Below are 22,988 nucleotides of genomic sequence, written 5' to 3'. Positions count from 1 at the left end.
CGTACCGTGGTCCCGTCGGGCGTTTGGTAGCTGTTTTCACGGGGGTTAGCGACCGGAATATTTAAATTGTCTTCCCCAATAGTATGATTCACCAGAACGCCTCCAGCGTTCCGGCAGTATCGTGCGATGCCCGTAGAATGACAGGGAATCCTACTTATCAGGTGCTGGCTGTCGCCACGCAGTCCCAACTGTCGCGTGCTGGAGCGGTAATGGCATAGAGGTGTTAAAATATGGCAGAGTCAATCGACGAATCCGAAAACATCGAAGTAACAGACGACGACATTGAAAACAAATCGAAAGGCGAACTGATCAAACTCGCCGGTCAGCTCCGCGACCGACGAAACGATCTGAACCAGCTCGCATCGGAGCGTGCCTCCAGCCGGGACGACCTGAACGCGAAGACTCGCGAGAAGGTCGACGAGGCCCAGGAACACCGCGAGCAGCGCGACGAGCTCAACTCCCAGGTCCAGGAACACAAGGAGAAACGTAACGAGCTCAACGCCGAAGCAAACGAGCTGTTCGATCAGGTCGAGGAGATGAAATCCGACCTCGAACTCGACGAGGGAAGCTCCATCGACCAGCTCAAAGAGGAGATCGAGGATCTGGAGTTCAAACAGCAGACCGAGGTCCTCAACCCGGAAGAAGAGCGGGAACTGATCGAGAAGATCGAGGACAAACGGGAACAGCTCCAGGAGAAACAGGAGAAACTCGATCAGACCGGTGACGTCGAGGAACTCAAGGCGGAAGCCGAAGAGATCCGCTCGGAAGCCTCCCAGCACCACCAGAAAGTCACGGAACTCGCCGACGAGGCCCAGAAACATCACAACCAGATGATCGAGGCCTACCGCGAGGCCGACGAGATCCGTGACGAAGCCGACGAGATGCACGAGAAGTTCGTGGAGGCCCAGGAGGCAGCCGACCAGCACCACGAGGACTTCGTGCGCGTCCAGAAGCGCCTGCGCGAACTCGACAAGAAAGAAGAGGAGGAGGAACGCAGCAAGCGCGAGGAAGAGCAGGAAGCCGCACGCGAGGAGGCAGAGGAGATCTACCAGAAGTTCAAGGAAGGCGAAACCCTCGACACCGAGGACCTGATGAAGCTCCAGAAGACGGGGCTGCTCTAGACGACGCGGGATTCTCTCTCGTTTTCGCTCGGTCAGTGGCGATGCTCGACTGCTACGGCCAAGTTCGAACCTTCCCACTGGACACGCCGAACCGCCGGTCGGTGTCGGTCGAAGGCTGGTAGTTTTACTGTCGTCGGGCCCCGAGAGCCAGGCATGAGCGGTGGACAAGGACGGTTGCGGGCGCTGGGTCGTGGCGTCCTCGCACTCGTCTGTGTGATCGGAATCGTCGCGCTCGCGTGGCTACTGCTGGTCGTCTACCCCCAGGACCTGACGACGTTGCTCGGGGTCGTGCTGGTCGTGTCACTCCTCCCGCTGGCCGTTCGGGCGGGCGGGTCCGTGGCCAGCGCCGTCCTCCCGGGGTACAACGTCGCGGAGGTCGCCGTCGAGGGACCGATCACGAGGTCCACGGGCGGCAGTCTCGTCTCCAGTCCGACCGGGGCGGACGCCGACGCCATCGTCGAGCAGATCGAACGGGCCGATAGTGGGGCGGCCGAGGCCCTGCTCGTGAAACTCAACACGCCGGGGGGTGAGATCGTCCCGAGCGAGGACATCCGGCTGGCCGCGGAACGGTTCGACGGCCCGACTGTCGCGTACGCGACGGACGTGTGTGCGAGCGGGGGGTACGACATCGCCAGCGGCTGTGACGAACTGTGGGCGCGCCGCGGGAGTATCGTCGGTTCGATCGGCGTCATCGGCTCGCGGGTCAACGTCAACGACCTGGCCGACGAACTCGGCGTGAGCTACGAGCAGTTCACCGCCGGCGAGTACAAGGACGCCGGCGTCCCGCTCAAGGAGCTCTCGGAGGACGAACGCCAGTACCTCCAGGGGATCGTCGACGACTACTACGACGACTTCGTGGACACCGTCGCCGAGGGGCGGGACATGGACCCCCAGCGGGTTCGGGAGACGGAAGCCCGGATCTACCTCGGCGGCGAGGCCCACGACATCGGGCTGGTCGACGAGATCGGAACCCGCGAGGACGTGGAGGACCGGCTGGAACAGCACCTCGGGAAATCGGTCAGCGTTCGGGAGTTCACGCCGTCGCTGGGGCTCCGCGACCGCATCGGTGGCGGAGCGGCTTCCGTCGCGTACGCGTTCGGTGCCGGGGTCGCGAGCGTCTTCGACGACGCCGACGGGTTCGACTTCCGGCTCTGAGTCGGCCTGCAATGTTTTTTATCCGTCGGGCCACGAACGTCGGTCGTGACCACGTTGGTGGCGTGTATCGACCGGACGGGGAACCTCGGTGCGGAGCCGCCGGTCGTGGGGTGGGAGGCCGTCCAGTCGCTCGTGACGGATCTGGGCGTGGCCGATCCCGAAGACAGCCGTGTCAACTGCGTGCTCGAAGCGTTGCGGGTCACGCGTGACCTGCGCGACGACGGCGAAGACGTGGTAGTCGCGGTGCTCTCGGCGGCCGGCGACTCCGTCTCGACCGACAGGGCCGTCGCGCGACAGACCGAACAGCTGGTCGAGGAGTACGACCTCGAATCGGCGGTCGTCGTCGTCGACAGCGCCGAGGACGAACGTCTGGTGCCAATCGTCGAGAGCCGGGTGCGTGTGGACGCGGTCGACCGCGTCGTCGTCCGACAGGCCCGCGACATCGAGTCCACCTACTACCTGCTCAAGCAGTTCCTCGCCGACGAAGAACTCCGGAAGACGGTCCTCGTTCCCGTGGGCGTCGCCTTGCTCGCCTTTCCGGCGCTGATGACGCTCGCGGACAGCCCGGCCGTCGCGGCCGGTGCCATCGCCGCCGTCATCGGCGTCTTCTTCCTCTACAAGGGGCTGGGCATCGACTCCGTGCTGGCCTCGTTGCCCGGGCAGATCCAGAACGCCCTCTATTCGGGGCGGGTGTCGCTTGTCACCTACGTCGTGGCCGTCGGACTGGCGCTGATCGGCGTCTTCGCGGGTGCCATCGGCGTGTCGGCGACCGGCAGCGACGCGCCCTTCATCCTCGCGATGCGTTTTGCCTTCGACGCGATCCCGTGGCTGACTGCGGCGGCCTTCGCCGGCTCGACCGGCCGCCTGCTCGACGAGATCATCCGCGACGACCGGGTGCGCAGCGCCTACGTCAACCTGCCGTTCGGTGCGGTCGCGGTCGGGCTCGTCGTCCGGGGGTTCTCCGCGTTCTTCCTCGAGAGTGCGGGCGTGTTCTCGGCGTTCCGGATGCCGGCGATGGACGTCGGTGCCGTCTCGATACAGGGCATGACGCTGGAACCCCGGATCCGCCTGTTGCTCTTTATTCTCGCGGGCATCTTCGTCTCGCTGGTCGGTGTGCGCTTCTCCTCGTATTTCAACGAGGCCGACCTCGAAGAGGAGCTCGCCGAACAGCAGTGACACGGGACCGGTGTGGATTTACGCGGCCGCCGACAACCCGAAGACATGGCAGACGACGGCGCGTGGGTCAGTCTCTTCTCGGGCGGCAAGGACTCCTCGTGGGCGCTGTACCGCGCGCTCGAAGACGGACTGGCGGTCGAGCGACTGGTCACCGTCCACCCCGATGGCGACTCCTACATGTACCACGTTCCGGCGACCAACCTCACCGCGCTGGCGGCCGAGAGCGTCGGCATCCCGCTGGTCGACGTACACCCCGACGACTTCGAGGCGGCGACGGCGACCGACGCCGGAGCACAGGGCGACGCCGAACTGGAACCCCTCGAAGCCGCCCTCCGGGATCTCGACGGCGACCTCCCCGGCGGGATCGCCGGCCTGACCGCGGGCGCGGTCGAGAGCGAGTACCAGACCAGCCGGATCGAGGCGATGGCCGACAGACTCGGTGCCGATCTGTTCGCCCCGCTCTGGCAGGAAGACCCCCGCGACCTCGCCGACGCGATGCTGGCGGCCGGCTTCGAGATCCGGATCATCCAGGTCGCGGCCTACGGGCTGGACGAGTCCTGGCTCGGCCGGACGCTCGACCGGGACGCCCTGGCGGATCTCGAAGCCCTCAACGATGAGTACGGCGTCCACGTCCTCGGCGAGGGCGGCGAGTTCGAGACGTTGGTGACCGACGGGCCACACATGGACCGCCCGATCCGACTGGACTACGACACCGTGTGGGAGGGATCACGGGGCTACATCGAGATCGAGGACGCCTGGCTGGACTGACCGGAGGAAAAGGCGACAGCCCGTCAGTTCCCGTTCGTGATCTGCGTGTGCGCGCCGATCAGCGCGCCCGCGAGGTCGAGGTTCTCGACGTGGGTCTCCTTGTCGATGATCGAGTCGCGGATCTCACAGTCCTCGATGGTGGCGTCGGAGAAGACGACGGCGGACTCGACGGTCGAGTCGATCACCTCGGCACCGGGGAGGACGTGGACGTTCTCGCCGACGGTCGAGCCCTCGACGGTGGCGCTCTCGGCGACGAGTTGCCCGCCGTCGAGTTCCCAGGCGACGGCCTCGAGGTAGCTCTCGGGGGTACCGATGTCGTACCAGGCGTCGTCGAAAGCGAAGGCGAAGGTGTCCTCGCGAGACTGGAGCCACTGGATGAACCAGCCCGGTTCGTCCGGGTTGTTGTCGCCGTCGAGGTACTCCGCAAAGCGGATGCTCTCGGCCGGGAACGCGTAGCAGGCGATCGAGACGAGCGTGCTGTTGGGATCGTCGGGTTTCTCCTGGAAGTCGACGACCTGTTGACCGTCCAGTTCCACGAGGCCGTAGGACTTGGCCTTCTCGCGGCTCCCCACGTCGTACGCGGCCAGCGTCGGCGCGCCCTTCGTCTCGAAGTAGTCGAGGAAGTCCGAGGTATCGAAACCCATCAGATTGTCGCCGGCGACGACGAGCAGGTCGTCGTCGACGTTTTCGCGCTCGACCAGCTGGGCCAGCGCGCCGACGACGCCGAACTTCTCGTCTTCTTCGGTCGTCTCCTCGATGGAGAGCTGCGGTTTCTCGTAGCCCTCCTGCTCGACGTGGGCCTCGAAGTCGGGCGCGAACCGCTCGTTCGTGCTGACGTAGACGTTCTCGATGCGCTCGTCGGTCTCTAGCTCCGTGAGGATGCGATCGATGACGGTCGTTTCCCCCACCGGGAGGAGCATCTTCGGCCTGTGTTTCGTGACCGGCCACAGCCGCGTCGCGTAGCCCCCGGCGAGAACCACTGCTTCCATGTCCGGAGCGTCACTCTACGGGGCTAAGTTCTTTTTGGACCCCGCACGATTGGGTACCGTCTCCCGCCCACCAGTTTGCGTCGTCCAGAAGAGGTATGGTAATCGGACCCAAACGACCGCCATGCGCGAGGCGAAGACGGACAAGACGACCCGCCAGCGCGTGACCGATCGGCTCCGCGAGGAGGCGTTGCCCGCCGGGGCGATCGCCCGGGAGTTCGAGATCGAGGCGAGCGCGGCGATCAGCCACGTCGAACACATCGCCCAGTCGCTCGAACACACCGACGAGCGACTGCTCGTCGCGCCGCCGACCTGTCGCGACTGCGGGTTCGACGACTTCGACGACCTGCTGAACCGACCCGGCCGCTGTCCGGAGTGTAAAAGCGAGAGCGTCGACGAACCGGCCTTCCGGATCGAGTAGCCACTCGACCCGTCGGAACCGGGAGACCGCGGCCCCCAGATTCGGGTGGCGAAACCGACAGGTCACCTCAAAGTAGCAAACTATAGGGCGTTCAACGGGGATGGGAGGAACGTGCGCGGAACAGTGGGCGCCGTCGTGCGGACGGCACTGGTCGCGGTGGGGATCGCGGTCCTGCTGACCGGCATCGTGACGCTCGCGTTTCCGCAGCTGTTGACCGGGGTTCTGGAGGGCGGCCAGCAGGAACCACGGGTCCCGAGCCAGCGGGGCGGGGCGCCCGGGTGGGACATGGACTCCCTGGTTGCGTCCATCGTGGGAATCGTCGGTGGGATGACGATCACCGCCGCGGGACTGGCGGTCCCCGGGCGCTCGTCTCGGCTGCTCCTTCGCGAGCAGGCGTTCACGCGGACCCAGCGGATATCCGTACTCCTGGGGGCGATTTTCGCCGTCGGCCCGCCGGCATTGCTGGTCACCGGCTTCGACTTCGGGAACTCGCTTTTCGCCCTACTCGGGTCGGTCCTGCTGGCGTTCGTCGGGGCGCTGATGGTCCTCGTGGGGACCACGCGCGGTCTCCAGACGACCCAGCGGCGGCCGCCGAGTCAGAACTCGTAGTTGGACTTCGAGGAGAGGTCGAGATCGTCTTGCTCACCCGGCCCGACACCGACGAACGCGTAGTCGTCGTCGGTCAGGTAGACGGCGTCGTCGGCGACCTCGATCTCGACGGCCTGCAGATAGGCCCCCTCACAGGGGCCGTAGGTGCACACGCCGGTGTCCTTCTCGAAGTACGCGCCGTGGTTGGCACAGATCACTTCGCCGTCCCGCATCGGCGCGCCCGATCCCTTGTCGAGTTTGATGTGCGTGAAGTGCTGGCAGTAGTTGAGCCAGCAGGCCAGCTCGCCGGGGTCGTCCCCGTCGTCCCCGTCTTCCGTGACACGGACGACGATCGCCTCTTTCTCTTCGTCGGTTTCGCGATTTCGGACCCGGAACAGGAAGGTGGAGTCCGTCGGTACCTCGGCGACGGCCGTGATCCGGCTGTCCTCGTCCATGTCGGATTCTGGACCGTCGCGGGTTTCAACGCCTCGGTTCGTGACGAGGCCGACTCGCTAGCTTAACGGGGCCGGCCCTCCGACGGTCGGGTATGTCCGGGCTGCTCGTCTACGGATCGTACGGGTACACGGGGGAACTGATCGTCGAGGAAGCCACGGCGCGGGGCCTCGACCCGATACTGGCCGGCCGCAACGAGCGCAAGCTCTCCGAACAGGCCGCCGAGTCGAACTGCGAGATGGCCGCGTTCGACCTCGACGACGCCGCCGCCGTCACGGACGCCCTCGATTCGGTCGACGTCGTCCTGAACTGCGCCGGCCCGTTCGTCGAGACATACGAACCGATGGTCGAGGCCGCCATCGAGACCGGCACGCACTACCTGGACATCACCGGGGAGATCGACGTGTTCCAGGCCGTCGCGGGCTACGACGAGCGGGCCGCCGACGCTGGCGTCGTGCTGCTGTCCGGCGTCGGCTTCGACGTAGTGCCCACGGACTGTCTGGCCGCTCACCTCGCCGAGCGCCTCCCCGACGCGACCCACCTCGCGCTGGCGTTCAAGGGCCTGGCCGACATCTCGCCGGGGACGATGAAGACCATGCTGAACTACGCGGGCGACGGCGGCTACGTCCGCCGGGATGGCCTGCTGGAATCCGTGCCGGCTGCCTACCGGACCCGGAAGATCGACTTCGGGTCCGGCGAGCGCTCCGCCGTCACCATCCCCTGGGGGGACGTGGTCACCGGCTACCACACGACCGGCATCCCCAACATCGAGGTGTACATGGCCGCGCCGGAACCGGCTATCTGGGCGATGCGCGGGACCCGACCCGTCGCGCCGTTGCTCGATATCGGCCCCGTCAAATCGACGCTCCAGCGCGTCGTCGACACCGCCGTGACCGGTCCCGGCGAGCGCACTCGCGAGCGCGGCCGGGGATACGTCTGGGGCGAAGTGACCGACGAGGACGGTGGCCGCGCCGTCTCCCGGCTGGAGACCCCCGAGACCTACAAGCTGACCGTCGAGTCCGCACTCGAAATCGCCGGCCGCGTCCTCGATGGCGACGCGCCGACCGGCTACCAGACGCCCGCCGGTGCGTACGGCCCGGAGCTGGTCCTCGACCTGCCCGGCGTCGAACGCGAGGACGTGATCTGAGATGGCGGCCGAACTCACCCGTCGAGCGCGGATCGGATTCGCCCTGGTGCTCGGTGGTCTCGCCGCCATCCTGGCCGGCGCGCTGGTCTTCCTACCGCTGGGCATCGACTGGCCGGCGGCGGTGTTCGTCTCTGCGGCGGTCTATCTCATCCTGCTGTTCGAGACGGTGCTAGACGACGCGAGCTTCGGCGGAAAGTGACCCGACGCTCTGGACGTCACCACCTCGTTCCGTGCCGATCGCACAGCCGGAACGTCCGGCCCACAAACATACGGGAATTTAAATAATTACTACGATAAGTGTGGCCGATGTACGATCGGACGACGCGCCGCCGGCAGTTTTTGACAGCGAGCGCCCTCGGAGTGGCTGGACTCGCCGGCTGTTCGTCGGGGCCGGAACGCTCCGACAGCGGCGGATCGGCGACGAGTGGCGCCACGACGGGAGCGGCTGGTGGGGGTGGTGACGGAACGGCCGACGCACCGTCGCCCGACCTGACCGTCAGGCCCGAGAAACGGTGGACGGTCGATCTCTGGGGGTCTCTCTCGCGGTTCGCAGTCGGGCCCCAGTACGCGGTCGCGACGAGCGGTGTCCGGTCGGATGGGGGCGACTCCGGTGGCCGAGCGTACGTTTTCGACCGCGAGACCGGTGAGCGCCGGGCGACGTTCGAGTTGCCCGACCACCCGTGGGGCCTCGGTACTGGCTGGGCGGACGACGTCCTCGTCGTCCCGTGTCACAGTCCTTCGGTATCGACCGGACGCGGCTCCTTCTACCGGATCGACCTCACGTCGATGCGCGGCGACGTGACATTCGGGTTCGACGGTTTTCCCCTCACAGTGCCGTCGACGTTCGACAGTGCGTCGGTCGTCGTCGGGACGGACCTGGCCGAGGCGGGGCGGACGCCGACACTGCTCGCGTACGACGGCGTCGCCCAACGTCGCCGCTGGTCGTTCGACGTCGGCGGGCCGACGTCGCAACTGGCCTACCCCTTCGCCGACGAAGAACGCATCTACACCGCGAACCGCGGTGTCCTCTACGCCGTCGACCGTGCTGACGGAACGGCGCGCTGGTCGACCGCGTTCGACCGCGGGATCTCGCCGGTGCGATCGATCGGTTCCGAGGTCGTGTTCACCGAGCGTCCCGGTCGAACACAGGAGCGGGGCCGGCAGTGGTCGGTCTACAGTTACGACACGGCGGGCACCGAGCAGTGGTCGTCGCCGCTCGACGTCGTGCCGTACCGGGCACCGACCGTCACCGACGGCTATCGGGGGATCCTCGCCCGGCGCTCGCCGTCCCGGGACGCCGAGTCCGTCTTCACCGTCCTCGACGACGCCGGCGCGCGCCTGTGGACCGAACCGTACGGACTCACGCGGGCGGCCCGTCCCGGGGCGCGGCTGATCGGCGAGTACGCACACCTCTACAGTGACCGATCCTACGCGATACACGACCTGCGGACCGGCGAGCGCGTCGAGCGACTCCGCCAGCCACCGGTCGGACACCCTCCGATCGGGGCCGGCGGTGCCGTCGTCTACGCGACCGCAGATAGCGTCCGCGCGATCGATCCCGGCACGTTGGACGAGCTGTGGCGAATCGACACCGGACAGGTCGCGAGGCTCGCCTCGACCGGCCAGGGTATCGCCGTCGACACTGGTGACGGCGTGACCCTCTACACGACGGCGGCCGCCTGATCTCCCTACTGCTCGTAGTACTCGCGCTCGATCCGCTCCTCGAACAGCCGGGAGAGCAGTTTCGTCATCGGCCCGGTCCCGATCTCGATGCCGTCGACGCTGGCGATCGGCCGAATCTCCCACGTCGTGTTCGTCAGGAACGCCTCGTCTGCGTCCCGGACCTCGGAAACCTCGTAGCGGCCGGGTTCGACCGGGAACTCCTCCTCGCGGGCCAGGTCGATCACCACGTCTCGGGTCACGCCGGGGAGGATGTCGCAGTCCTCGCCGGGGGTCTTGAGGACACCCCCGTCGACGAAGAAGACGTTGCTCGTCGCGCCCTCCGCGACGGCGTCGTCGGTGGTTCGGAGCAGGGCCTCGTCGGCGCGAAAGGCGTCGGTCTCGGCCCGCCGGAGTTCGAGCCGTGCCCGGATCCCGTTCAGGTAGTTGTGCGTCTTGGCCGCCGCCGGACTCGCGGCGTCGGGGGTCCGCCGAGTCTTGACCGTCTGGACCACCGCCGGGTCGTCCCACGGCGTCGTCCCCTCGACCCCGCCCCGTGGGAGGTCCTTCACGAGCACGACGACCGTCGGGTCCACGTCGGGATTGGGCGTCAGTTTGCCTGGCTGGACGCCCCGCGTCACGGAGAGCCGGACGTAGGCGTCGTCGAGGTCGTTCGCGTCGAGGGTCGCCCGCACGCGCTCGCGAAGGTCGTCGGGAACCGCCTCGGCGAAGCCCAGCAGGTCGCAGGTGTTCCGGAGTCGGGCCTCGTGGGCGTCCCACGCGAAGACCTCGCCGCCGTAGGCTCGCAGCGTCTCGAAAGCCGCGTCGCCGTACATGAACCCGCGGTCGCGGACGCTGACCGTCGCGTCGTCGGCCGGAACGATCTCGCCGTCTACGTGGTAGCTGTAGTCTGACATCGTGTACAGAAGGCCGCGATCAGTCGCTTGCCGGTGTCGGTCAGGATGCTCTCGGGGTGGAACTGTACGCCGTAGTGGGGTCGGTCGCAGTGGCGCACCCCCATGACGACCCGTGGTTCGCCGGGGTCGACACCATCGTCGGTCTCGTCTTCCGCGCCGACAGTCCAGGCGGTCTCGTCCAGCACGTCGGGCAGGTCGGCGCGCTCGACGGCCAGCGAGTGGTACCGTCCCACCTCGAAGCGCTCGGGGAGGTCGGCGAACAACCCTCGCCCGTCGTGTTCGACCGTCGAGGGCTTGCCGTGGACGACCGCCTCGGCGTGGCCGACCGGCGCGCCGTTTGCCGCACACAGCGCCTGGTGGCCGAGACAGACGCCGAGCGTCGGGTAGTCGAGGGCCGCGAAGATCGGCACCGACACGCCCGCGTCCGCCGGCGTGCCCGGCCCGGGCGAGACGACGATGCCGTCGGGATCGAGGTCGCGGATCTCTGCGGGCGTAACCGCGTCGTTGCGGCGGACGAGCACCTCGCCCGCCCCCGGTTCGTCCACGACGCCCCAGGACGGATCGGTCACGACCTCACCCACGTACTGGACGAGGTTGTAGGCGAACGAATCGTAGTTGTCGACGACGAGGACGGTAATCGTCATCGCGTCTCGCCTCCGTCGGATCGGTCCTCCGACGAGACCCCGTTCGTCCCACTCACGGGGCCTCCGTCGGTCGCGGTCCGGACGGTCAGATCGCCGCGTCGGCCCAGCGCCTCGTCGACCGCCGTCACCAGCGCCCGGGCCTTGTCGAGCGTCTCCTCGTACTCGCGCTCGGGGTCGGAGTCGTGGACGATTCCCGCGCCGACCCGGAGGTGGTACTCCCGGCTGTAGCGCACCAGCGTCCGGATGACGATGTTCAGCGTCGACCGGCCGTCGAACCCGAAGATACCGACGCTCCCGGTGTAGGGGCCGCGACGCGTGGCCTCAACCTCGTCGATGATCTCCATCGTCCGGGGTTTGGGCGCGCCCGTGATCGTCCCGCCGGGGAACACCGCCGCGATGGCGTCCGCCAGGTTCACACCGTCACGCAGACGACTCCGGACCTCCGAGACGAGGTGCATCACCTCGCTGTAGCGGTCGACCCGCCGGTAGTCGGTGACCTCGACGCTGCCGAACTCGCTGACCTTCCCGAGGTCGTTGCGCTCCAGGTCGACCAGCATCGCGTGTTCGGCGCGTTCCTTCTCGTCGGTCCGGAGGTCCTGCTCCAGCCGCTGGTCCTCGGCCTCGGTCCCGCCCCGGGGACGCGTGCCGGCGATGGGCTCGGTTACCAGTTCGTCGCCCGTCCGTTCCAGCAGGAGTTCGGGGCTGGCGCTCACCAGGTCGACGCCGGGGAACTCCACCAGCGCGGAGTAGGGTGCGGGGTTGACCCGCCGGAGCGCGTCGAAGGCTTCGACCGGGTGGACCGCCGCCGGGGCCGTCAGCCGCTGGGAGACGTTCGCCTGGAACGTGTCCCCGTCGCGGACGTACGTCTTGACCCGGCGAACCCGGTCGGCGAAGGCCGCCCGGCCGCAGTCGCTCTCGAAGCGAGCGGTCTCGCTCTCGACCGGTGGCGGGCCGACCGACGCGTCGCCCGTCGTCGCCCGCTCGACCAATTCGGTCGCCCTCGCCAGTCCGTGCTCGTAGGCCGCGGCGACCGGTCGCCCCCGCTCGCCGTCGGGGTCGACCCGCGGACAGGCGGTCACCCGGAGCGTCGTCTCGCCGCCCTCGTCGCGAGGCGTTTCCCACGCGGACAGACGGTCGTACAGTGCCACCTGCACTCGCGGGAGGGCGCGGTCGCGGTCGGCGTCGCTGGGCAGGGTCTCCAGTTCCCGGGCGAGGTCGTAGGAGAGCCAGCCCACCCCCCCGCAGGGGTAGGGCACGTCGCAGTCGCCACGGGCCAGTGACTCCGCACCGAGGCGGTCGCCGAGCGTCCCGAGCGCGTCCCCCGCGTCGGGACCGACGGTCACCCAGTCGACCGGATCGACGCCGAAGTAGCCCCACCCGGACTGGCCGCCCGTGGTTTCGAGGTAGACCCCGTCGGGGGCCTCGTCGCCACCATCGGCCGGGCGGGCACGCCGGTAGGCCGTGAACGGGTCGTCGACCGCCACCCTGACCTCTACGGGAACGCGCGTGCCGGGCGTGACACCGTCGGCGACGCTCTTGAAAGTGGTCCCGTCGGTCACGACCGTCGGCGTCGTCATCTACCGAAAGAGAACGGATACAAGAGTAACCGTTTTGCGGTTCTACTCGTCTTCGCCGCGAGCGCGGGCGATCCAGCGGCCCACGCGTTTCTCCGAGAGATCGGTCCCGTCCGCGATGTCGGCGGCGTCGGCCGCCGCGAGGTCACCGACCGTCTCGACCCCGACGTCGGCCAGCGTCTCCGCGTAGGACGGGCCGATTCCCTTGATGGCGTCCGTCGACGCGTCGGCGTCTTCGACCTCGATCTCGGGTTCGGCCTCGTCGGCCTCGTCGGCCGACTCGGTTCCGGCGTCCCCGGTGTCGGTCTCTGCCTCGGTATCGGCCTCGTCGGCCTCGACCTCGGGTTCCGCGGCGCTCTCGTTCTCGGCGTCCGATTCGTCGGCCTCGACCGCCGGTTCGGTGTCACTCTCGCCGGCCGGTTCGGTGGCCGGGCTCGATGCCGCGTCCGCAGTCGTCTCGTCGCCAGTTCCCTTGACCGCGTCTTCGGACGTGGTGTCCGGTTCGGGTTCGTGTTCGACCGTCACGTCGACGTTGTCGCGCCCGGGCTCGGCTGTTCCGGACGTCGAGCGAGACCCGGAACTGCCGAGTCCGATGACCGACTTCAGTATCTTGAACAGCCCCATGGTCCGGTATAGTCAACCCGCCTACTTAAAGACGCTCCCGCAAAACGCGGTTCATTTTTTCGACAGGTGCGTCCGCGCCGGTCCACCGCTCTAAGGCCTCGACGCCCTGGTACAGCAACATCCATGCGCCGTCGACCGTCGTCGCCCCTGCCTCGGCCGCGTCCCGCAGCAACCGCGTCTCGATGGGGTCGTAGACGGCGTCTAACACCCCCAGGTCGGCGTGCAGTGCGTCGGCTGGAACCGGTGAGCGGTCCTCCTTCATCCCGACGCTTGTGCAGTTGACCAACACGTCCGCGTCGGTGACGAGTTCGCCGAGCGCGTCGAGGCCGTGTCCCGTCGCGTCGGGCACTTCCGCGGCCAAGTCGTGGGCCTTCGACTCGGTACGGTTCGCGATGCCGACACTCATTCCCTCGTCGGCGAGGCCGAACGCGACCGCTCGCCCCGCGCCGCCCGCGCCGACGACGACCGCCGTCCCCTCTAGCGCCACGTCGTGTGAGCGGAGTGCGCGGGTCGCACCGACGGCGTCGGTGTTGTAGCCGGTCGGCGGGTCGGTGCCGAAATCGACGGTGTTGACCGCGCCGATGCGCTCGGCCAGCGGTGCGGGCTCGACAGCCGCCAGCACGTCCTGCTTGAACGGAATCGTGACGTTCAGGCCGCGAACGCCCAGTGTCGCGGCCGATTCGACAGCCGCCGCGCCGCCGTCCGCGGGCGGTTCGAAGGTGACGTAGCGGGCGTCGATGCCCAGTTCCTCGTAGGCCGCCTCGTGCATCGGCGGCGACAGCGAGTGCCCCACCGGATTCCCGATCAGTCCGTACACGTCCATACCGGTGGCCAGTCACGGGGTCGGCATAATCGCATCGCTGCACGAGCGACCCTCGATGCAGCAGGCCTCGCCGACGCTCGAACGGTTCTGTCCGACAGTGCCGAACGATGACACGGATGACGTACGATCCAGTGGCGCTGGAAGGGATCGGACGACGATTCTGGGTGGGACTCGGAGGCACGGTTTCGGCCGCGTTTGCAGCCCTCGTCGGGGGCGTCTGGTGGTTCGACATCGTCGGCGGACTCGGAGTCGTTATGCTGTTGGGGCTGACGCTTCTGTTCTGGGCGATCGCGGCCATCGAACTCGCGCTCGGGAACCATCTCGGGGCGACGGGACAGACGATCACCGGGCTTGGCTGGGTCGTGTGGGGGAGCAGTTCGATCACCGGTTTCTCCACTCCGTCGTTCTGGGGTGGACTCGTGACGATTCTCTGTGGCGCACTCGTGGGGCTGTACGCCGACTTCGGCGCGGCGATCCGGTCGGTGGTCCGTCGGTGACGATCGACGGACGGCCGTCGAGACGGCCCGCTATTTTCGCAAGACATTCCTTCCCTTGCTGTTTCAGCCCGGGTAGTGACTCGACTTCGCCATCCGCTCGTCGCGGTCGCCGTCGCGGCCGCTCTGACGGCACCGTGGGTCGCGACCTTTCTCACCGGGGCTCACGTCGGGATCGTCGCGGAGGTCGCCCTCAGCGGCGTGGCGATCCTCGGCGCGTCGTTTCTGCTCGCGTGGGGGGCCGAAACCGCCGAGAAGGACGTGCCGCGGGCGTTCGCCATCGCGGTGCTGGCGGTGCTGGCGGTCGCCCCGGAGTACGCCGTCGACGCGCTGTACGCCTGGAGCGCCGGGGCCGGCGGCGCGACGGCCGAGGCGTGTTCGGCTCTCAGTTCCGCCCAGATCGAAGCACAGGCGACGCCGGTCGCCGCCGCCTGCCACGACGCCAACCTCGCTATCGCCAACATGACCGGTGCGAACCGCATCCTCATCGGCATCGGCTGGGCCGGCATCGCGGCGTTCACCGTCTGGCGGTCGTTCGACACGCGGGATCCGGCGGTCGTGAACCGTGAGGGGTGGCTCGGCGACGCCGTCCAGCTCAACGAGGACATCGCCACGGAGATTACGTTCCTCTTCCTGGCGACCGCGTGGGCGTTCGCGGTGCCGCTCGGCGGCGGCATCGACGTACTCGATACCCTCTTGCTGGTCGGCCTCTACGTCGCCTACATCGGCCTGGTGCTGAAATCCGACGTGGAAGAGAGCGAGCACACCGTCGGCGTACCGAACTACCTCCAGGGGTGGTCGCTCCCGTGGCGACCGCTGGCCGTCCTCACCCTCTTTGGCTACTCGGGAGCGATGATCTTCATCGCGGTCGAGCCGTTCGCCCACGGCCTCGAAGTCATCGGGCTCCAGAACGGTATCCCCGAGTTCTTCATGATCCAGTGGGTCGCGCCGCTGGCCAGCGAGTCGCCCGAGTTGATCGTCGTCGCCGTCCTCGTCAACAAGGCCCGCTCGACCGCCGGGTTCAACGCCCTGATCTCCTCGAAACTCAACCAGTGGACGCTGCTGATCGGAACCATCGCGGTCGTCTACTCGCTGGCGCTCGGGTCGGTCGGGACGCTCCCGTTCGACGCCCGCCAGTCCGCCGAGATCTGGATCACCGCCGGCCAGTCCTTTTTCGCGCTGGCACTCCTCTGTAACTTCGAGATCACGATCCGGGAAGCGGTGGTCCTGTTCGTCCTGTTTCTCTCGCAGGTCCTGCTCGAGTTCGCCCTCATCAGGAACCTGCTCGAGTTACCCATCACGAGCCACGACCTACTGCTCGCGTACACGGCGGTCTATCTCGTCGGTGGGACGCTGTTGTTCGTCAAGCGCCGGGACTCGCTGCACCGCCTGTTCGGCCTCGCCAGTGATGCGGTCCGGACGGCCGTCGGGCGCGAACCCGTCTACATGGAGCAGGCTGACTGATGCTCGGGATCGTCGTCTCCCACGCGGACCGGGCCTCCGAACACGTGGGTGACCACCTGCGCGAACTCGTGGAGTGGGAACCGCTCGACGCGCCGGACCACCCCGACGCCGCGGGCCCCGCCTACGCCACCGACGGGGCACGGCTCCGCGGGTTCGACGCGTGGCACCTCCACCTGGCCGACGCCGCCGACGCCTTCCCCGTGGAGCCGGACCTGCTCGTGTTCGCGTCCCGGCACAGTGGCGAGACCGGGCCACTCCTCACGGCCCACCACACCGGCAACTTCGGGCCGGCAGAACACGGCGGCGAGGACGACGCACTCGCACGGGCTTGCCCCCACGCTCACAGCCACGTCCTCGACGCCCTCGCCACTCACGCGCCCGCGGACTACGACGTGGGTATGGAGTGTACCCACCACGGCCCGACCGACGTAGGCGTCCCGTCGATGTTCGTCGAGGTTGGGAGCGGCGAACCCCAGTGGGACGATCCGGCGGCCGCCGAGGCGGTCGCACGGGCGATTCTCGACCTCCGCGGGGTCGCCCCGGATGTCGACCCGGAACCGGTCGGCCGCGACGCGAGCCCGGACGGCGATACGGTCCGCCGCCACCTCGTCGGGTTCGGCGGGGGCCACTACGCACCACGGTTCGAGCGGATCGTCCGGGAGACCGACTGGGCCGTCGGCCACCTCGCCGCCGACTGGGGACTGGAGGCGATGGGCGACCCCGCCGCGAACCGGACCCTCGTGGACGCGGCCTTCGAGGAGAGCGCGGCGACCCACGCCGTCGTCGACGGGGATCACCCCGACCTCCGTGACGAAATCGGGGCCCTCGGTTACCGCGTCGTCGGCGAGACGTGGTTGCGCGCGGTCACGGGGGTCCCGCTGGCGCTCGTGGACCGACTGGAAGGTACGCTCGGCCCGGTCGCGGACGGACTGCGGTTCGGCGAATCGGCCACCGCGGCCGCCCCGGACGCGGCGTTCGAGACGATCCCGCTCCCCGGGGACTTGCTCGACAGGGCGCAGGGGATCGACCAGGAACGCACGCGTGAGCTCGTCGTTGCGTCCGCGCTGGCCTTCGAGACCGAAGAGAACGGGAACCGAGTTGCGGGCCGGGTGGCCGTCGCTTCACGTGGAGATTATACGACGGTTATCGACGGTATCGTCGACCTACTCCGGACGGCCTACGATTCGGTCGAGCGACGCGAGGACGCTGTGATCGCCCGGGAGGAAACCTTCGACCCGGAGAAGGCGAAGACCCTCGGCGTCCCCGAAGGCCCCAAGTTCGGCCGACTATCCGCGGGCGAACCTGTCGAAGTCGACGGACGCACCATCCCGCCCGACCGGGTCCGCTCCGAACGGGAAGATCGCTTCTCCCTGTAGTTTAATTCGCCCCTAACGAATCGAACGCAACGTATGACGCGCGGCTGACAGGAGGGGAAAGATAATTAATCCTGCTCTGCAATTTCCCCTTTAAATATGGACTCCATTATTAACGACGCCATGGAAGAGAGCGAGGAGGAGTCGGCACAGGCACCCGAGGAGACCGAGACGGGCGGAACGACGGCGGCCGAGGATGTCTCGACGTCGGGACAGATGACGGACGAGGAACTGGCGAGCGTCGTCAAGGATCTCGAAACGAAAATCACCGTGGTCGGGTGTGGCGGTGCAGGCGGGAACACCGTGACCCGGATGATGGAGGAGGGCATTCACGGCGCGAAACTCGTCGCCGCGAACACGGACGCCCAGCACCTCGCCGACGAGGTGAAAGCGGACACCAAGATTCTGATCGGCAAGAAACGCACCGGCGGTCGCGGGGCGGGGTCGGTCCCCAAGATCGGCGAGGAGGCCGCCCAGGAGAACATCGAGGACATCCAGCAGTCCATCGACGGTTCGGACATGGTGTTCGTGACGGCGGGTCTCGGTGGCGGGACCGGGACGGGCGCGGCTCCGGTCGTCGCCCAGGCCGCACAAGAGGCCGGCGCGCTGACCATCGCCATCGTGACGATCCCGTTCACCGCGGAGGGTGAGCGCCGGCGGGCCAACGCCGACGCCGGCCTCGAACGCCTGCGCGCCGTCTCCGACACCGTGATCGTCGTCCCGAACGACCGCTTGCTCGACTATGCCCCCTCGATGCCCCTGCAGGACGCGTTCAAGATCTGTGACCGCGTGCTGATGCGCTCGGTCAAGGGCATGACCGAACTGATCACCAAGCCCGGCCTCGTCAACGTCGACTTCGCCGACGTTCGGACGATCATGGAGAACGGTGGCGTCGCCATGATCGGGCTCGGGGAGTCCGATTCGGAGAACAAGGCCCAGGATTCGATCCGGTCCGCGCTCAGATCGCCCCTGCTCGACGTGGAGTTCGACGGCGCCAACTCCGCGCTGGTCAACGTCGTCGGTGGCCCGGACATGTCCATCGAAGAGGCCGAGGGCGTCGTCGAGGAGATCTACGACCGGATCGACCCCGACGCCCGGATCATCTGGGGCGCGTCGGTCAACCAGGAGTTCGAGGGGAAGATGGAGACCATGATCGTCGTCACTGGCGTCGAGAGTCCGCAGATCTACGGCAAAAACGAGACCGAGGTCGAACAGGCCGCCGAGAACCTCGGCGACGACATCGACTACGTGGAGTAGTCCCGCGCTCGCCTCCGGGGTCGCCGCATCTCCGGTTTCTGTTTCCGTTTCGCACCAATAGATAGAAAAAGGGGCAGGGGCTACACCCGGGTATGCAAGTACCGTACGACCTCACCTCCTACGTTCGGGTGCTGAAGCTCGCGAGCACGCCGTCGTGGGAAGAGTTCTCCCAGATCGCCAAGATCGCCGGGGCCGGGATCGGTCTGGTCGGTCTGATGGGATTCGTCATCTTCCTGCTGATGAGCTTCATTACGAACCCTCCAGTCTAACATGGGTATCTTCGCTGTCAAAACCACGGCCAGCCAGGAACGCACCGTCGCGGACATGATCATGAACCGCGAGGAGCCGTCGATCCACGCCGCCCTCGCGCCCGACAGCCTCACCAGCTACGTGATGGTCGAGGCCGACGACGACGCCGTCTTCGAGCGCATCTCCGACGAGATTCCGCACATGCGTGGGGTCGTTCAGGGGAAAAGCTCCATCGCCGAAGTCGAACACTTCCTCTCGCCGAAACCCGACGTGGAGGGGATCGCCGAGGGCGACATCGTCGAGCTCATCGCCGGCCCGTTCAAGGGCGAGAAGGCACAGGTCCAGCGTATCGACGAGTCCAAAGATCAGGTCACCGTCGAACTGTACGAAGCGACCGTCCCGATTCCGGTGACCGTGCGGGGCGATCAGATCCGGGTGCTGGACTCGGAGGAACGCTAGCGACTGCGAACGAGCGGCCTTCTTCATCCGCCGTCCCCGAAAATCACGACCACCGGCGACCGCGGCGACAGGCGGTGGGACCGTGCCACCGACGTCCGCTATCAACCCGCGCTCCGCGACCGACTATACATCATGATAATTTATTATGGTCGGGTCCTTAGCGGTGGGCGTGTCCGGGACGGTCGGGTCGGTCCGCGGTCGGATCGGCGCCGCGCTGGTGCCGATCGGACTCTTCGTCGTGACGGGGACCGTCGGTATCGTCGGATTCGTCGTGCTCGCCGGAATATCGCCCGTCGACGCGGCCTTCTGGCTCCTGGATCCGACCAGCATCGAACTCCACTTCCAGCACCACTCCGGACCAGAGCAGGTCACGAAGGGGTTCGCGCTGGTCGTGTTCTCGGGCCTGATCGCGTCGGGGCTGTGGATCGGCGAGTCGGTCCTGGACACGGTTTTCGGCGGGCAGTTTCGGGAGGAACTACGACGCGTGCAAACGGAACAGACTATCGAGGGCCTCTCGGGCCACGTCGTGATCTGTGGCTACGGGATGTTCGGACGGACGGTCGCACAGCGACTCAGGCGGCGCGGCGAGGACGTGGTCGTCGTCGAATCGGACTCGACGGTGGTCGAGGCAGCCAGCGACGAACCGCTCGTCATCGAGGGCGACGCGCGCCGCGAGGACGTCCTCGAACGAGCCGGCGTCTCCCGCGCTCGCGCCGTGGTGGCGGCCATCGACGACTCGAACGTGACGATCCAGATCGCCATCGTGACGAGCCAGCTCGCGCCCGACGCGGCCCTGGTCGTCCGGGTCGGCGACGAGACTTACGAGTCGGTCGCCCGGCGCGCCGGTGCGGACACGGTGGTGATTCCGGAGGTCGTCAGCGGGTCCGACGTGGTCGACGGACTCTGAGGTCAGTCCCCGCGCCCGCACAGCACGAACGGGACCGCGTGGACACCGCCGACGGTCACGAGGAACGCACCGACGCTGGCGGGAACCGGCGAGAGCGCGAGCACTGTCGTTCCGGCCAGGAAGAGGCCAGCGAACGCGGCGGTCGCGACGGTACAGGCGACCAGCACCCACGCGACGGTCTTCCAGGTCCGGTCGTAGACCGGCCAGTTGTCCCTGTAGGCGGTCGGGACGCCGACGGCGAGCGTCATCAACAGGAGGAAGTCGCCGCCGCTGGCGTCGAGGAGTGTGTGAAAACCGTAGGCCGTCGGGACGGCTACGAGGATGGCGGCGTAGATGGCGACGTTGTGCTGGGCGGTCGCGCGGTCCCAGAGCGTACTCCGGGCGTCGTTCGAGTGGGAGGGCACGGTCGACGTGTGGGCCGCGACGCTGATAAAAGCCGACGCGCGACTTCCGGGACGGAAAACCGGGTGCGCGAGCGGCCGGGGATCAAGCGGTGCGGCCGTTGCCTTCGAGCCGGTCGATGACTTCGTTGATGTCGGCGTTCTCCTCGATGGCTTCCTTGACCTTCTCGCGGCGGCGCACCTCGTCGCTGGTGGCGTCGTAGGCGCGGACGTACTCGGCGCGGCTGTGTTCGTCGAAGGCGTGGCGGATGGCGAAGTACCCGTCCGGGAGGACGGTGCCACAGACCTGACACTCGATGCGGTCGTGTTCGGTCGCCTGGTGGATGATGAGGTCCTCGACGCGGTCGAACCGATCCGTATCGCCCTCGATCGCACACTCCCAATGTGGCATCGACCTGATGCAGTCGGGCAACGGATAAAAACGTTCGCCAGTCTCGACCGCGTGAAACCAGAATCCATATGACCCGACCGGCGATATCCTCGGACGAGTATGGCCGGTAGGGCGACCGACGACGGGTTCCGGGTCGACATGCACGTGAAGATCCTCGACGACGAGGTAGTCCGCCGGGCGAAGGCTCGCGGACTGGACGCACTCGTGTACGCGCCTCACTTCGAGCGTCTTCCGGACATCGAGGAACGGGCACGAGCGTACTCCGACGACGAGTTGCTCGTGATCCCGGCCCGTGAACTCTTCACCGGGGACTGGCGGTCGCGCCGGCACGTCCTCGCCGTCGGCCTCACCGATCCGATCCCTGACTTTCTGACCCTCGAAGGCACTATGGCCGAACTCGACCGACAGAACGCTGCCGTCCTCGTGCCCCACCCGGAGTTCCTGACGGTGAGTCTCGACATCGACCGGATCCGGGAGTACCGCGACCAGATCGACGCCGTCGAGGTGTACAACCCGAAACACCTGGACCGGGACAACCGACGCGCCCGCGAGATCGCCCGCGAGACTGATCTGCCGGCCTTCGCCTCTTCGTACGCCCACCTCCCGAAGACCATCGGCGAGGTCTGGACGAGGTTCGATACGCCCATCGAGAGCACTGCGGACCTCGTGACCGCGTTGCAGGCGGGTGCAGGTCGACGGGTCTTCCACCGCGACGGCCTCTCACACACGTTGCGCTGCAAGACGGAACTGTCCCACCTGCTCTGGGAGAACACGTACAAGAAGTTCGACCGGATCTACCTGCAGGGGACCGAGCCGACCCATCCAGGCCACATCGCGTACAGCGACGAGTTCGACGACGTGCGACTGTACTGAAATCTCAGGCGCCCAGCGCCGTCGTGCCGTGCTCGATGAGTTCCTGCGGGACGTACGCGGGAGCGTAGAACACCAGCAGTCCCGCGATCAGCAACTCGACGCCGGTGATGATCAGCGTCGCCAGGTTGGCGTACTTACTGGAGGTGGCGACGCCGACGGGGAGTCCGAACTCCTCGTCCCAGGGATAGAAGAGTGCGAGTCCCCGCTTGCTGCCGGTCAGATCCAGAATGTAGTGGGTCAACACGCCCAGCCAGACGAACTGGAGGTTGTCGAACACGAACGGATAGGCCAGGAAAATACCCAGCACGAGGAAGTTGTGGAGCGTCTTCCGGTGGCGACCGAAGGCCGTGTCCACGTCGGGAAAGAGCGCACCCAGCGTGATCGGAATCGTCACTTCGGCGATGGTTCGGAACGTCGAGAAGTCACCGGCCGGTTCGAGGATGTACCCCAGGCCGATGCTCAAGAGTACGGCGTTCAGGACGTGGCCCTCTTTGTTCATCCGTCCGGGGGCAGGTCCGGCCGCTTCAAAGGTTTTCCCGTCCCGTCATACGCGGTCGGCGACGTGACTGTCCAGGTCCGACAGCGCCAGCCGTGCGACCCGCTCCCGGACCGCTCGGCGGTCGCCGTCGATCTCGTAGCGCTCGACGCTGGCTGTCGAGGTCCCGGTCCCCCACTCGCCGGCGTAGGCGACGGCGACGAACGCGGTGCCGACGGGTTTCTCGGGCGTGCCTCCCTCCGGGCCGGCGACGCCGGCAGTTGCGAGTCCCCAGGTCGTTCCCGCGGTATCGCGGACGGCCCGGGCGAGGTCGCGTGTGACTGGCTCGCTGACGACGCCGTGTTCGTCGAGCAGTTCGCGGTCGAGCGCCAGCAACTCGCGCAGGGAGTCGTAGGAGTAGGGGACCAGCGCTCTGTCGAGGTAGTCGCTCGCGCCCGGCGCAGCCGTCAACAGCGTCGCCACGAGCCCGCCGGTACAGCCCTCGGCGACGGCGACGGTGTGGTCGGCCTCGCGGAGCCGGTCGCCCACCGTCGCTTCGATCGGTGGGTCGGAGGCGAAGTCGCGCATG

Annotated in this window: 28 protein-coding genes; 17 read left to right on the top strand and 11 right to left on the bottom strand. The window is 67.4% G+C overall.

The features are described 5' to 3' along the window. The first annotated feature begins 230 nt into the window (after positions 1 to 230). From EAF64_RS12040 to EAF64_RS12025, 4 genes are all read left to right on the top strand, one after another. Positions 231 to 1,121: a coiled-coil protein gene (locus EAF64_RS12040; RefSeq protein WP_129069243.1), complete on the top strand. Its 891-nt coding sequence runs from the start codon at positions 231 to 233 to the stop codon at positions 1,119 to 1,121. A gap of 153 nt (positions 1,122 to 1,274) precedes the next feature. Further along, on the top strand, positions 1,275 to 2,276 hold the full coding sequence (gene sppA / locus EAF64_RS12035) for a signal peptide peptidase SppA (RefSeq protein WP_129069242.1): 1,002 nt from the start codon (positions 1,275 to 1,277) through the stop codon (positions 2,274 to 2,276). A 45-nt stretch (positions 2,277 to 2,321) separates the two neighbouring features. Then, complete coding sequence (locus tag EAF64_RS12030; RefSeq protein WP_129069241.1) at positions 2,322 to 3,452, top strand: DUF373 family protein; 1,131 nt, start codon at positions 2,322 to 2,324, stop codon at positions 3,450 to 3,452. 45 nt (positions 3,453 to 3,497) lie between these two features. Continuing rightward, positions 3,498 to 4,220 carry a diphthine--ammonia ligase gene (locus EAF64_RS12025; protein WP_129069240.1) on the top strand — a complete coding sequence of 241 codons (723 nt, stop codon included), beginning with the start codon at positions 3,498 to 3,500 and terminating at the stop codon, positions 4,218 to 4,220. 23 nt (positions 4,221 to 4,243) lie between these two features. Here the strand turns inward: EAF64_RS12025 and EAF64_RS12020 are convergent, their stop codons facing one another. Continuing rightward, positions 4,244 to 5,209: a sugar phosphate nucleotidyltransferase gene (locus tag EAF64_RS12020; RefSeq protein ID WP_129069239.1), complete on the bottom strand. Its 966-nt coding sequence runs from the start codon at positions 5,207 to 5,209 to the stop codon at positions 4,244 to 4,246. A gap of 121 nt (positions 5,210 to 5,330) precedes the next feature. Between EAF64_RS12020 and EAF64_RS12015 the strand changes: the two genes are divergently transcribed. Next, complete coding sequence (locus EAF64_RS12015) at positions 5,331 to 5,627, top strand: transcriptional regulator (RefSeq protein ID WP_129069238.1); 297 nt, start codon at positions 5,331 to 5,333, stop codon at positions 5,625 to 5,627. 111 nt (positions 5,628 to 5,738) lie between these two features. Further along, complete coding sequence (locus EAF64_RS12010; RefSeq protein WP_129069237.1) at positions 5,739 to 6,236, top strand: hypothetical protein; 498 nt, start codon at positions 5,739 to 5,741, stop codon at positions 6,234 to 6,236. On the opposite strand, the gene EAF64_RS12005 is transcribed toward EAF64_RS12010, so the two are convergent. Then, complete coding sequence (locus EAF64_RS12005) at positions 6,224 to 6,670, bottom strand: Rieske (2Fe-2S) protein (RefSeq protein ID WP_129069236.1); 447 nt, start codon at positions 6,668 to 6,670, stop codon at positions 6,224 to 6,226. The two genes, EAF64_RS12010 and EAF64_RS12005, sit on opposite strands and share 13 nt — an antisense overlap. A gap of 92 nt (positions 6,671 to 6,762) precedes the next feature. Between EAF64_RS12005 and EAF64_RS12000 the strand changes: the two genes are divergently transcribed. The 3 genes from EAF64_RS12000 (at position 6,763) to EAF64_RS11990 (ending at position 9,498) form a co-directional block, all read left to right on the top strand. Continuing rightward, positions 6,763 to 7,815, top strand: a complete 1,053-nt coding sequence (locus EAF64_RS12000) for a saccharopine dehydrogenase family protein (RefSeq protein ID WP_129069235.1) — start codon at positions 6,763 to 6,765, stop codon at positions 7,813 to 7,815. 1 nt (position 7,816) lies between these two features. Next, positions 7,817 to 8,014 carry a hypothetical protein gene (locus EAF64_RS11995; RefSeq protein ID WP_129069234.1) on the top strand — a complete coding sequence of 66 codons (198 nt, stop codon included), beginning with the start codon at positions 7,817 to 7,819 and terminating at the stop codon, positions 8,012 to 8,014. 107 nt (positions 8,015 to 8,121) lie between these two features. Beyond that, positions 8,122 to 9,498: an outer membrane protein assembly factor BamB family protein gene (locus EAF64_RS11990; RefSeq protein WP_129069233.1), complete on the top strand. Its 1,377-nt coding sequence runs from the start codon at positions 8,122 to 8,124 to the stop codon at positions 9,496 to 9,498. A 5-nt stretch (positions 9,499 to 9,503) separates the two neighbouring features. On the opposite strand, the gene EAF64_RS11985 is transcribed toward EAF64_RS11990, so the two are convergent. From EAF64_RS11985 to EAF64_RS11965, 5 genes are read right to left on the bottom strand one after another with little or no spacing between them, the layout of a single operon-like run. Next, entirely contained in the window at positions 9,504 to 10,391 is an 888-nt protein-coding gene (locus EAF64_RS11985) for an aminotransferase class IV (RefSeq protein ID WP_129069232.1), read from the bottom strand. Next, positions 10,367 to 11,035 (bottom strand): anthranilate synthase component II, encoded by a 669-nt coding sequence (locus EAF64_RS11980; protein WP_193767664.1) that lies wholly within the window; start codon positions 11,033 to 11,035, stop codon positions 10,367 to 10,369. The genes EAF64_RS11985 and EAF64_RS11980 overlap by 25 nt, the downstream gene beginning before the upstream one ends. Next, entirely contained in the window at positions 11,032 to 12,612 is a 1,581-nt protein-coding gene (gene pabB, locus EAF64_RS11975) for an aminodeoxychorismate synthase, component I (RefSeq protein ID WP_129069231.1), read from the bottom strand. The genes EAF64_RS11980 and pabB overlap by 4 nt, the downstream gene beginning before the upstream one ends. Positions 12,613 to 12,654: 42 nt before the next feature. Continuing rightward, a complete protein-coding gene (locus EAF64_RS11970; RefSeq protein WP_129069230.1) occupies positions 12,655 to 13,233 on the bottom strand; it encodes a helix-hairpin-helix domain-containing protein in 579 nt (192 codons plus the stop codon). A 25-nt stretch (positions 13,234 to 13,258) separates the two neighbouring features. Further along, positions 13,259 to 14,056 carry a shikimate dehydrogenase gene (locus EAF64_RS11965; RefSeq protein WP_129069229.1) on the bottom strand — a complete coding sequence of 266 codons (798 nt, stop codon included), beginning with the start codon at positions 14,054 to 14,056 and terminating at the stop codon, positions 13,259 to 13,261. A gap of 116 nt (positions 14,057 to 14,172) precedes the next feature. On the opposite strand from EAF64_RS11965, the gene EAF64_RS11960 reads away from it, so the two are divergent. The 7 genes from EAF64_RS11960 to EAF64_RS11930 all read left to right on the top strand — a co-directional run bounded on the left by EAF64_RS11960 (position 14,173) and on the right by EAF64_RS11930 (position 20,259). Continuing rightward, on the top strand, positions 14,173 to 14,553 hold the full coding sequence (locus EAF64_RS11960; RefSeq protein ID WP_129069228.1) for a hypothetical protein: 381 nt from the start codon (positions 14,173 to 14,175) through the stop codon (positions 14,551 to 14,553). Positions 14,554 to 14,628: 75 nt separating this feature from the next. Then, positions 14,629 to 16,014, top strand: coding sequence for a sodium:calcium antiporter (locus EAF64_RS11955; protein WP_129069227.1), 1,386 nt, complete (start codon positions 14,629 to 14,631; stop codon positions 16,012 to 16,014). Beyond that, positions 16,014 to 17,390, top strand: coding sequence for a D-aminoacyl-tRNA deacylase (locus EAF64_RS11950; protein ID WP_129069226.1), 1,377 nt, complete (start codon positions 16,014 to 16,016; stop codon positions 17,388 to 17,390). Before EAF64_RS11955 ends, EAF64_RS11950 begins: the two co-directional genes overlap by 1 nt. Before the next feature lie 96 nt (positions 17,391 to 17,486). Beyond that, positions 17,487 to 18,644 carry a cell division protein FtsZ gene (gene ftsZ / locus EAF64_RS11945; RefSeq protein ID WP_129069225.1) on the top strand — a complete coding sequence of 386 codons (1,158 nt, stop codon included), beginning with the start codon at positions 17,487 to 17,489 and terminating at the stop codon, positions 18,642 to 18,644. Between the two features lie 92 nt (positions 18,645 to 18,736). Next, positions 18,737 to 18,913, top strand: a complete 177-nt coding sequence (locus EAF64_RS11940; protein WP_092689343.1) for a protein translocase SEC61 complex subunit gamma — start codon at positions 18,737 to 18,739, stop codon at positions 18,911 to 18,913. Position 18,914: 1 nt separating this feature from the next. Continuing rightward, complete coding sequence (locus tag EAF64_RS11935; RefSeq protein WP_092689341.1) at positions 18,915 to 19,352, top strand: transcription elongation factor Spt5; 438 nt, start codon at positions 18,915 to 18,917, stop codon at positions 19,350 to 19,352. Positions 19,353 to 19,497: 145 nt separating this feature from the next. Further along, positions 19,498 to 20,259, top strand: coding sequence for a potassium channel family protein (locus EAF64_RS11930; protein ID WP_129069224.1), 762 nt, complete (start codon positions 19,498 to 19,500; stop codon positions 20,257 to 20,259). 2 nt (positions 20,260 to 20,261) lie between these two features. On the opposite strand, the gene EAF64_RS11925 is transcribed toward EAF64_RS11930, so the two are convergent. Further along, on the bottom strand, positions 20,262 to 20,663 hold the full coding sequence (locus EAF64_RS11925) for a hypothetical protein (protein WP_129069223.1): 402 nt from the start codon (positions 20,661 to 20,663) through the stop codon (positions 20,262 to 20,264). A gap of 82 nt (positions 20,664 to 20,745) precedes the next feature. Continuing rightward, positions 20,746 to 21,051, bottom strand: coding sequence for a DUF7565 family protein (locus EAF64_RS11920; RefSeq protein ID WP_129069222.1), 306 nt, complete (start codon positions 21,049 to 21,051; stop codon positions 20,746 to 20,748). 138 nt (positions 21,052 to 21,189) lie between these two features. Between EAF64_RS11920 and EAF64_RS11915 the strand changes: the two genes are divergently transcribed. Continuing rightward, on the top strand, positions 21,190 to 21,924 hold the full coding sequence (locus EAF64_RS11915; protein WP_129069549.1) for a PHP-associated domain-containing protein: 735 nt from the start codon (positions 21,190 to 21,192) through the stop codon (positions 21,922 to 21,924). 4 nt (positions 21,925 to 21,928) lie between these two features. On the opposite strand, the gene EAF64_RS11910 is transcribed toward EAF64_RS11915, so the two are convergent. Next, the gene (locus tag EAF64_RS11910; RefSeq protein WP_129069221.1) at positions 21,929 to 22,423 is read right to left on the bottom strand and encodes a metal-dependent hydrolase; all 495 of its coding nucleotides are present in this window, start codon (positions 22,421 to 22,423) and stop codon (positions 21,929 to 21,931) included. Between the two features lie 45 nt (positions 22,424 to 22,468). Next, positions 22,469 to 22,987, bottom strand: coding sequence for a CinA family protein (locus EAF64_RS11905; RefSeq protein WP_129069220.1), 519 nt, complete (start codon positions 22,985 to 22,987; stop codon positions 22,469 to 22,471). Between the last annotated feature and the right edge of the window lies 1 nt (position 22,988).

It is taken from the genome of Halorientalis pallida, assembly GCF_004118325.1.
GTDB lineage: Archaea > Halobacteriota > Halobacteria > Halobacteriales > Haloarculaceae > Halorientalis > Halorientalis pallida.
The sequence above is the reverse complement of the archived record's forward strand: the minus strand, read 5'-3'. Positions and strand labels throughout refer to the sequence as shown.

Bases quoted from the DNA above. Each gene is read 5' to 3' on its own strand.
- EAF64_RS12015 (WP_129069238.1), top strand. From the start codon at position 5,331: ATGCGCGAGGCGAAGACGGACAAGACGACCCGCCAGCGCGTGACCGAT.
- EAF64_RS11995 (WP_129069234.1), top strand. From the start codon at position 7,817: ATGGCGGCCGAACTCACCCGTCGAGCGCGGATCGGATTCGCCCTGGTG.
- EAF64_RS11915 (WP_129069549.1), top strand. From the start codon at position 21,190: ATGCACGTGAAGATCCTCGACGACGAGGTAGTCCGCCGGGCGAAGGCT.
- EAF64_RS11980 (WP_193767664.1), bottom strand. From the start codon at position 11,035: ATGACGATTACCGTCCTCGTCGTCGACAACTACGATTCGTTCGCCTAC.
- EAF64_RS11905 (WP_129069220.1), bottom strand. From the start codon at position 22,987: ATGCGCGACTTCGCCTCCGACCCACCGATCGAAGCGACGGTGGGCGAC.
- EAF64_RS12025 (WP_129069240.1), top strand. From the start codon at position 3,498: ATGGCAGACGACGGCGCGTGGGTCAGTCTCTTCTCGGGCGGCAAGGAC.
- EAF64_RS12005 (WP_129069236.1), bottom strand. From the start codon at position 6,670: ATGGACGAGGACAGCCGGATCACGGCCGTCGCCGAGGTACCGACGGAC.
- EAF64_RS11940 (WP_092689343.1), top strand. From the start codon at position 18,737: ATGCAAGTACCGTACGACCTCACCTCCTACGTTCGGGTGCTGAAGCTC.
- EAF64_RS11920 (WP_129069222.1), bottom strand. From the start codon at position 21,051: ATGCCACATTGGGAGTGTGCGATCGAGGGCGATACGGATCGGTTCGAC.
- EAF64_RS12020 (WP_129069239.1), bottom strand. From the start codon at position 5,209: ATGGAAGCAGTGGTTCTCGCCGGGGGCTACGCGACGCGGCTGTGGCCG.
- EAF64_RS11935 (WP_092689341.1), top strand. From the start codon at position 18,915: ATGGGTATCTTCGCTGTCAAAACCACGGCCAGCCAGGAACGCACCGTC.
- EAF64_RS12040 (WP_129069243.1), top strand. From the start codon at position 231: ATGGCAGAGTCAATCGACGAATCCGAAAACATCGAAGTAACAGACGAC.
- EAF64_RS11985 (WP_129069232.1), bottom strand. From the start codon at position 10,391: ATGTCAGACTACAGCTACCACGTAGACGGCGAGATCGTTCCGGCCGAC.
- EAF64_RS11970 (WP_129069230.1), bottom strand. From the start codon at position 13,233: ATGGGGCTGTTCAAGATACTGAAGTCGGTCATCGGACTCGGCAGTTCC.
- EAF64_RS11910 (WP_129069221.1), bottom strand. From the start codon at position 22,423: ATGAACAAAGAGGGCCACGTCCTGAACGCCGTACTCTTGAGCATCGGC.
- sppA (WP_129069242.1), top strand. From the start codon at position 1,275: ATGAGCGGTGGACAAGGACGGTTGCGGGCGCTGGGTCGTGGCGTCCTC.
- EAF64_RS12000 (WP_129069235.1), top strand. From the start codon at position 6,763: ATGTCCGGGCTGCTCGTCTACGGATCGTACGGGTACACGGGGGAACTG.
- EAF64_RS11960 (WP_129069228.1), top strand. From the start codon at position 14,173: ATGACGTACGATCCAGTGGCGCTGGAAGGGATCGGACGACGATTCTGG.
- EAF64_RS11950 (WP_129069226.1), top strand. From the start codon at position 16,014: ATGCTCGGGATCGTCGTCTCCCACGCGGACCGGGCCTCCGAACACGTG.
- ftsZ (WP_129069225.1), top strand. From the start codon at position 17,487: ATGGACTCCATTATTAACGACGCCATGGAAGAGAGCGAGGAGGAGTCG.
- EAF64_RS11930 (WP_129069224.1), top strand. From the start codon at position 19,498: ATGGTCGGGTCCTTAGCGGTGGGCGTGTCCGGGACGGTCGGGTCGGTC.
- EAF64_RS11965 (WP_129069229.1), bottom strand. From the start codon at position 14,056: ATGGACGTGTACGGACTGATCGGGAATCCGGTGGGGCACTCGCTGTCG.
- pabB (WP_129069231.1), bottom strand. From the start codon at position 12,612: ATGACGACGCCGACGGTCGTGACCGACGGGACCACTTTCAAGAGCGTC.
- EAF64_RS11990 (WP_129069233.1), top strand. From the start codon at position 8,122: ATGTACGATCGGACGACGCGCCGCCGGCAGTTTTTGACAGCGAGCGCC.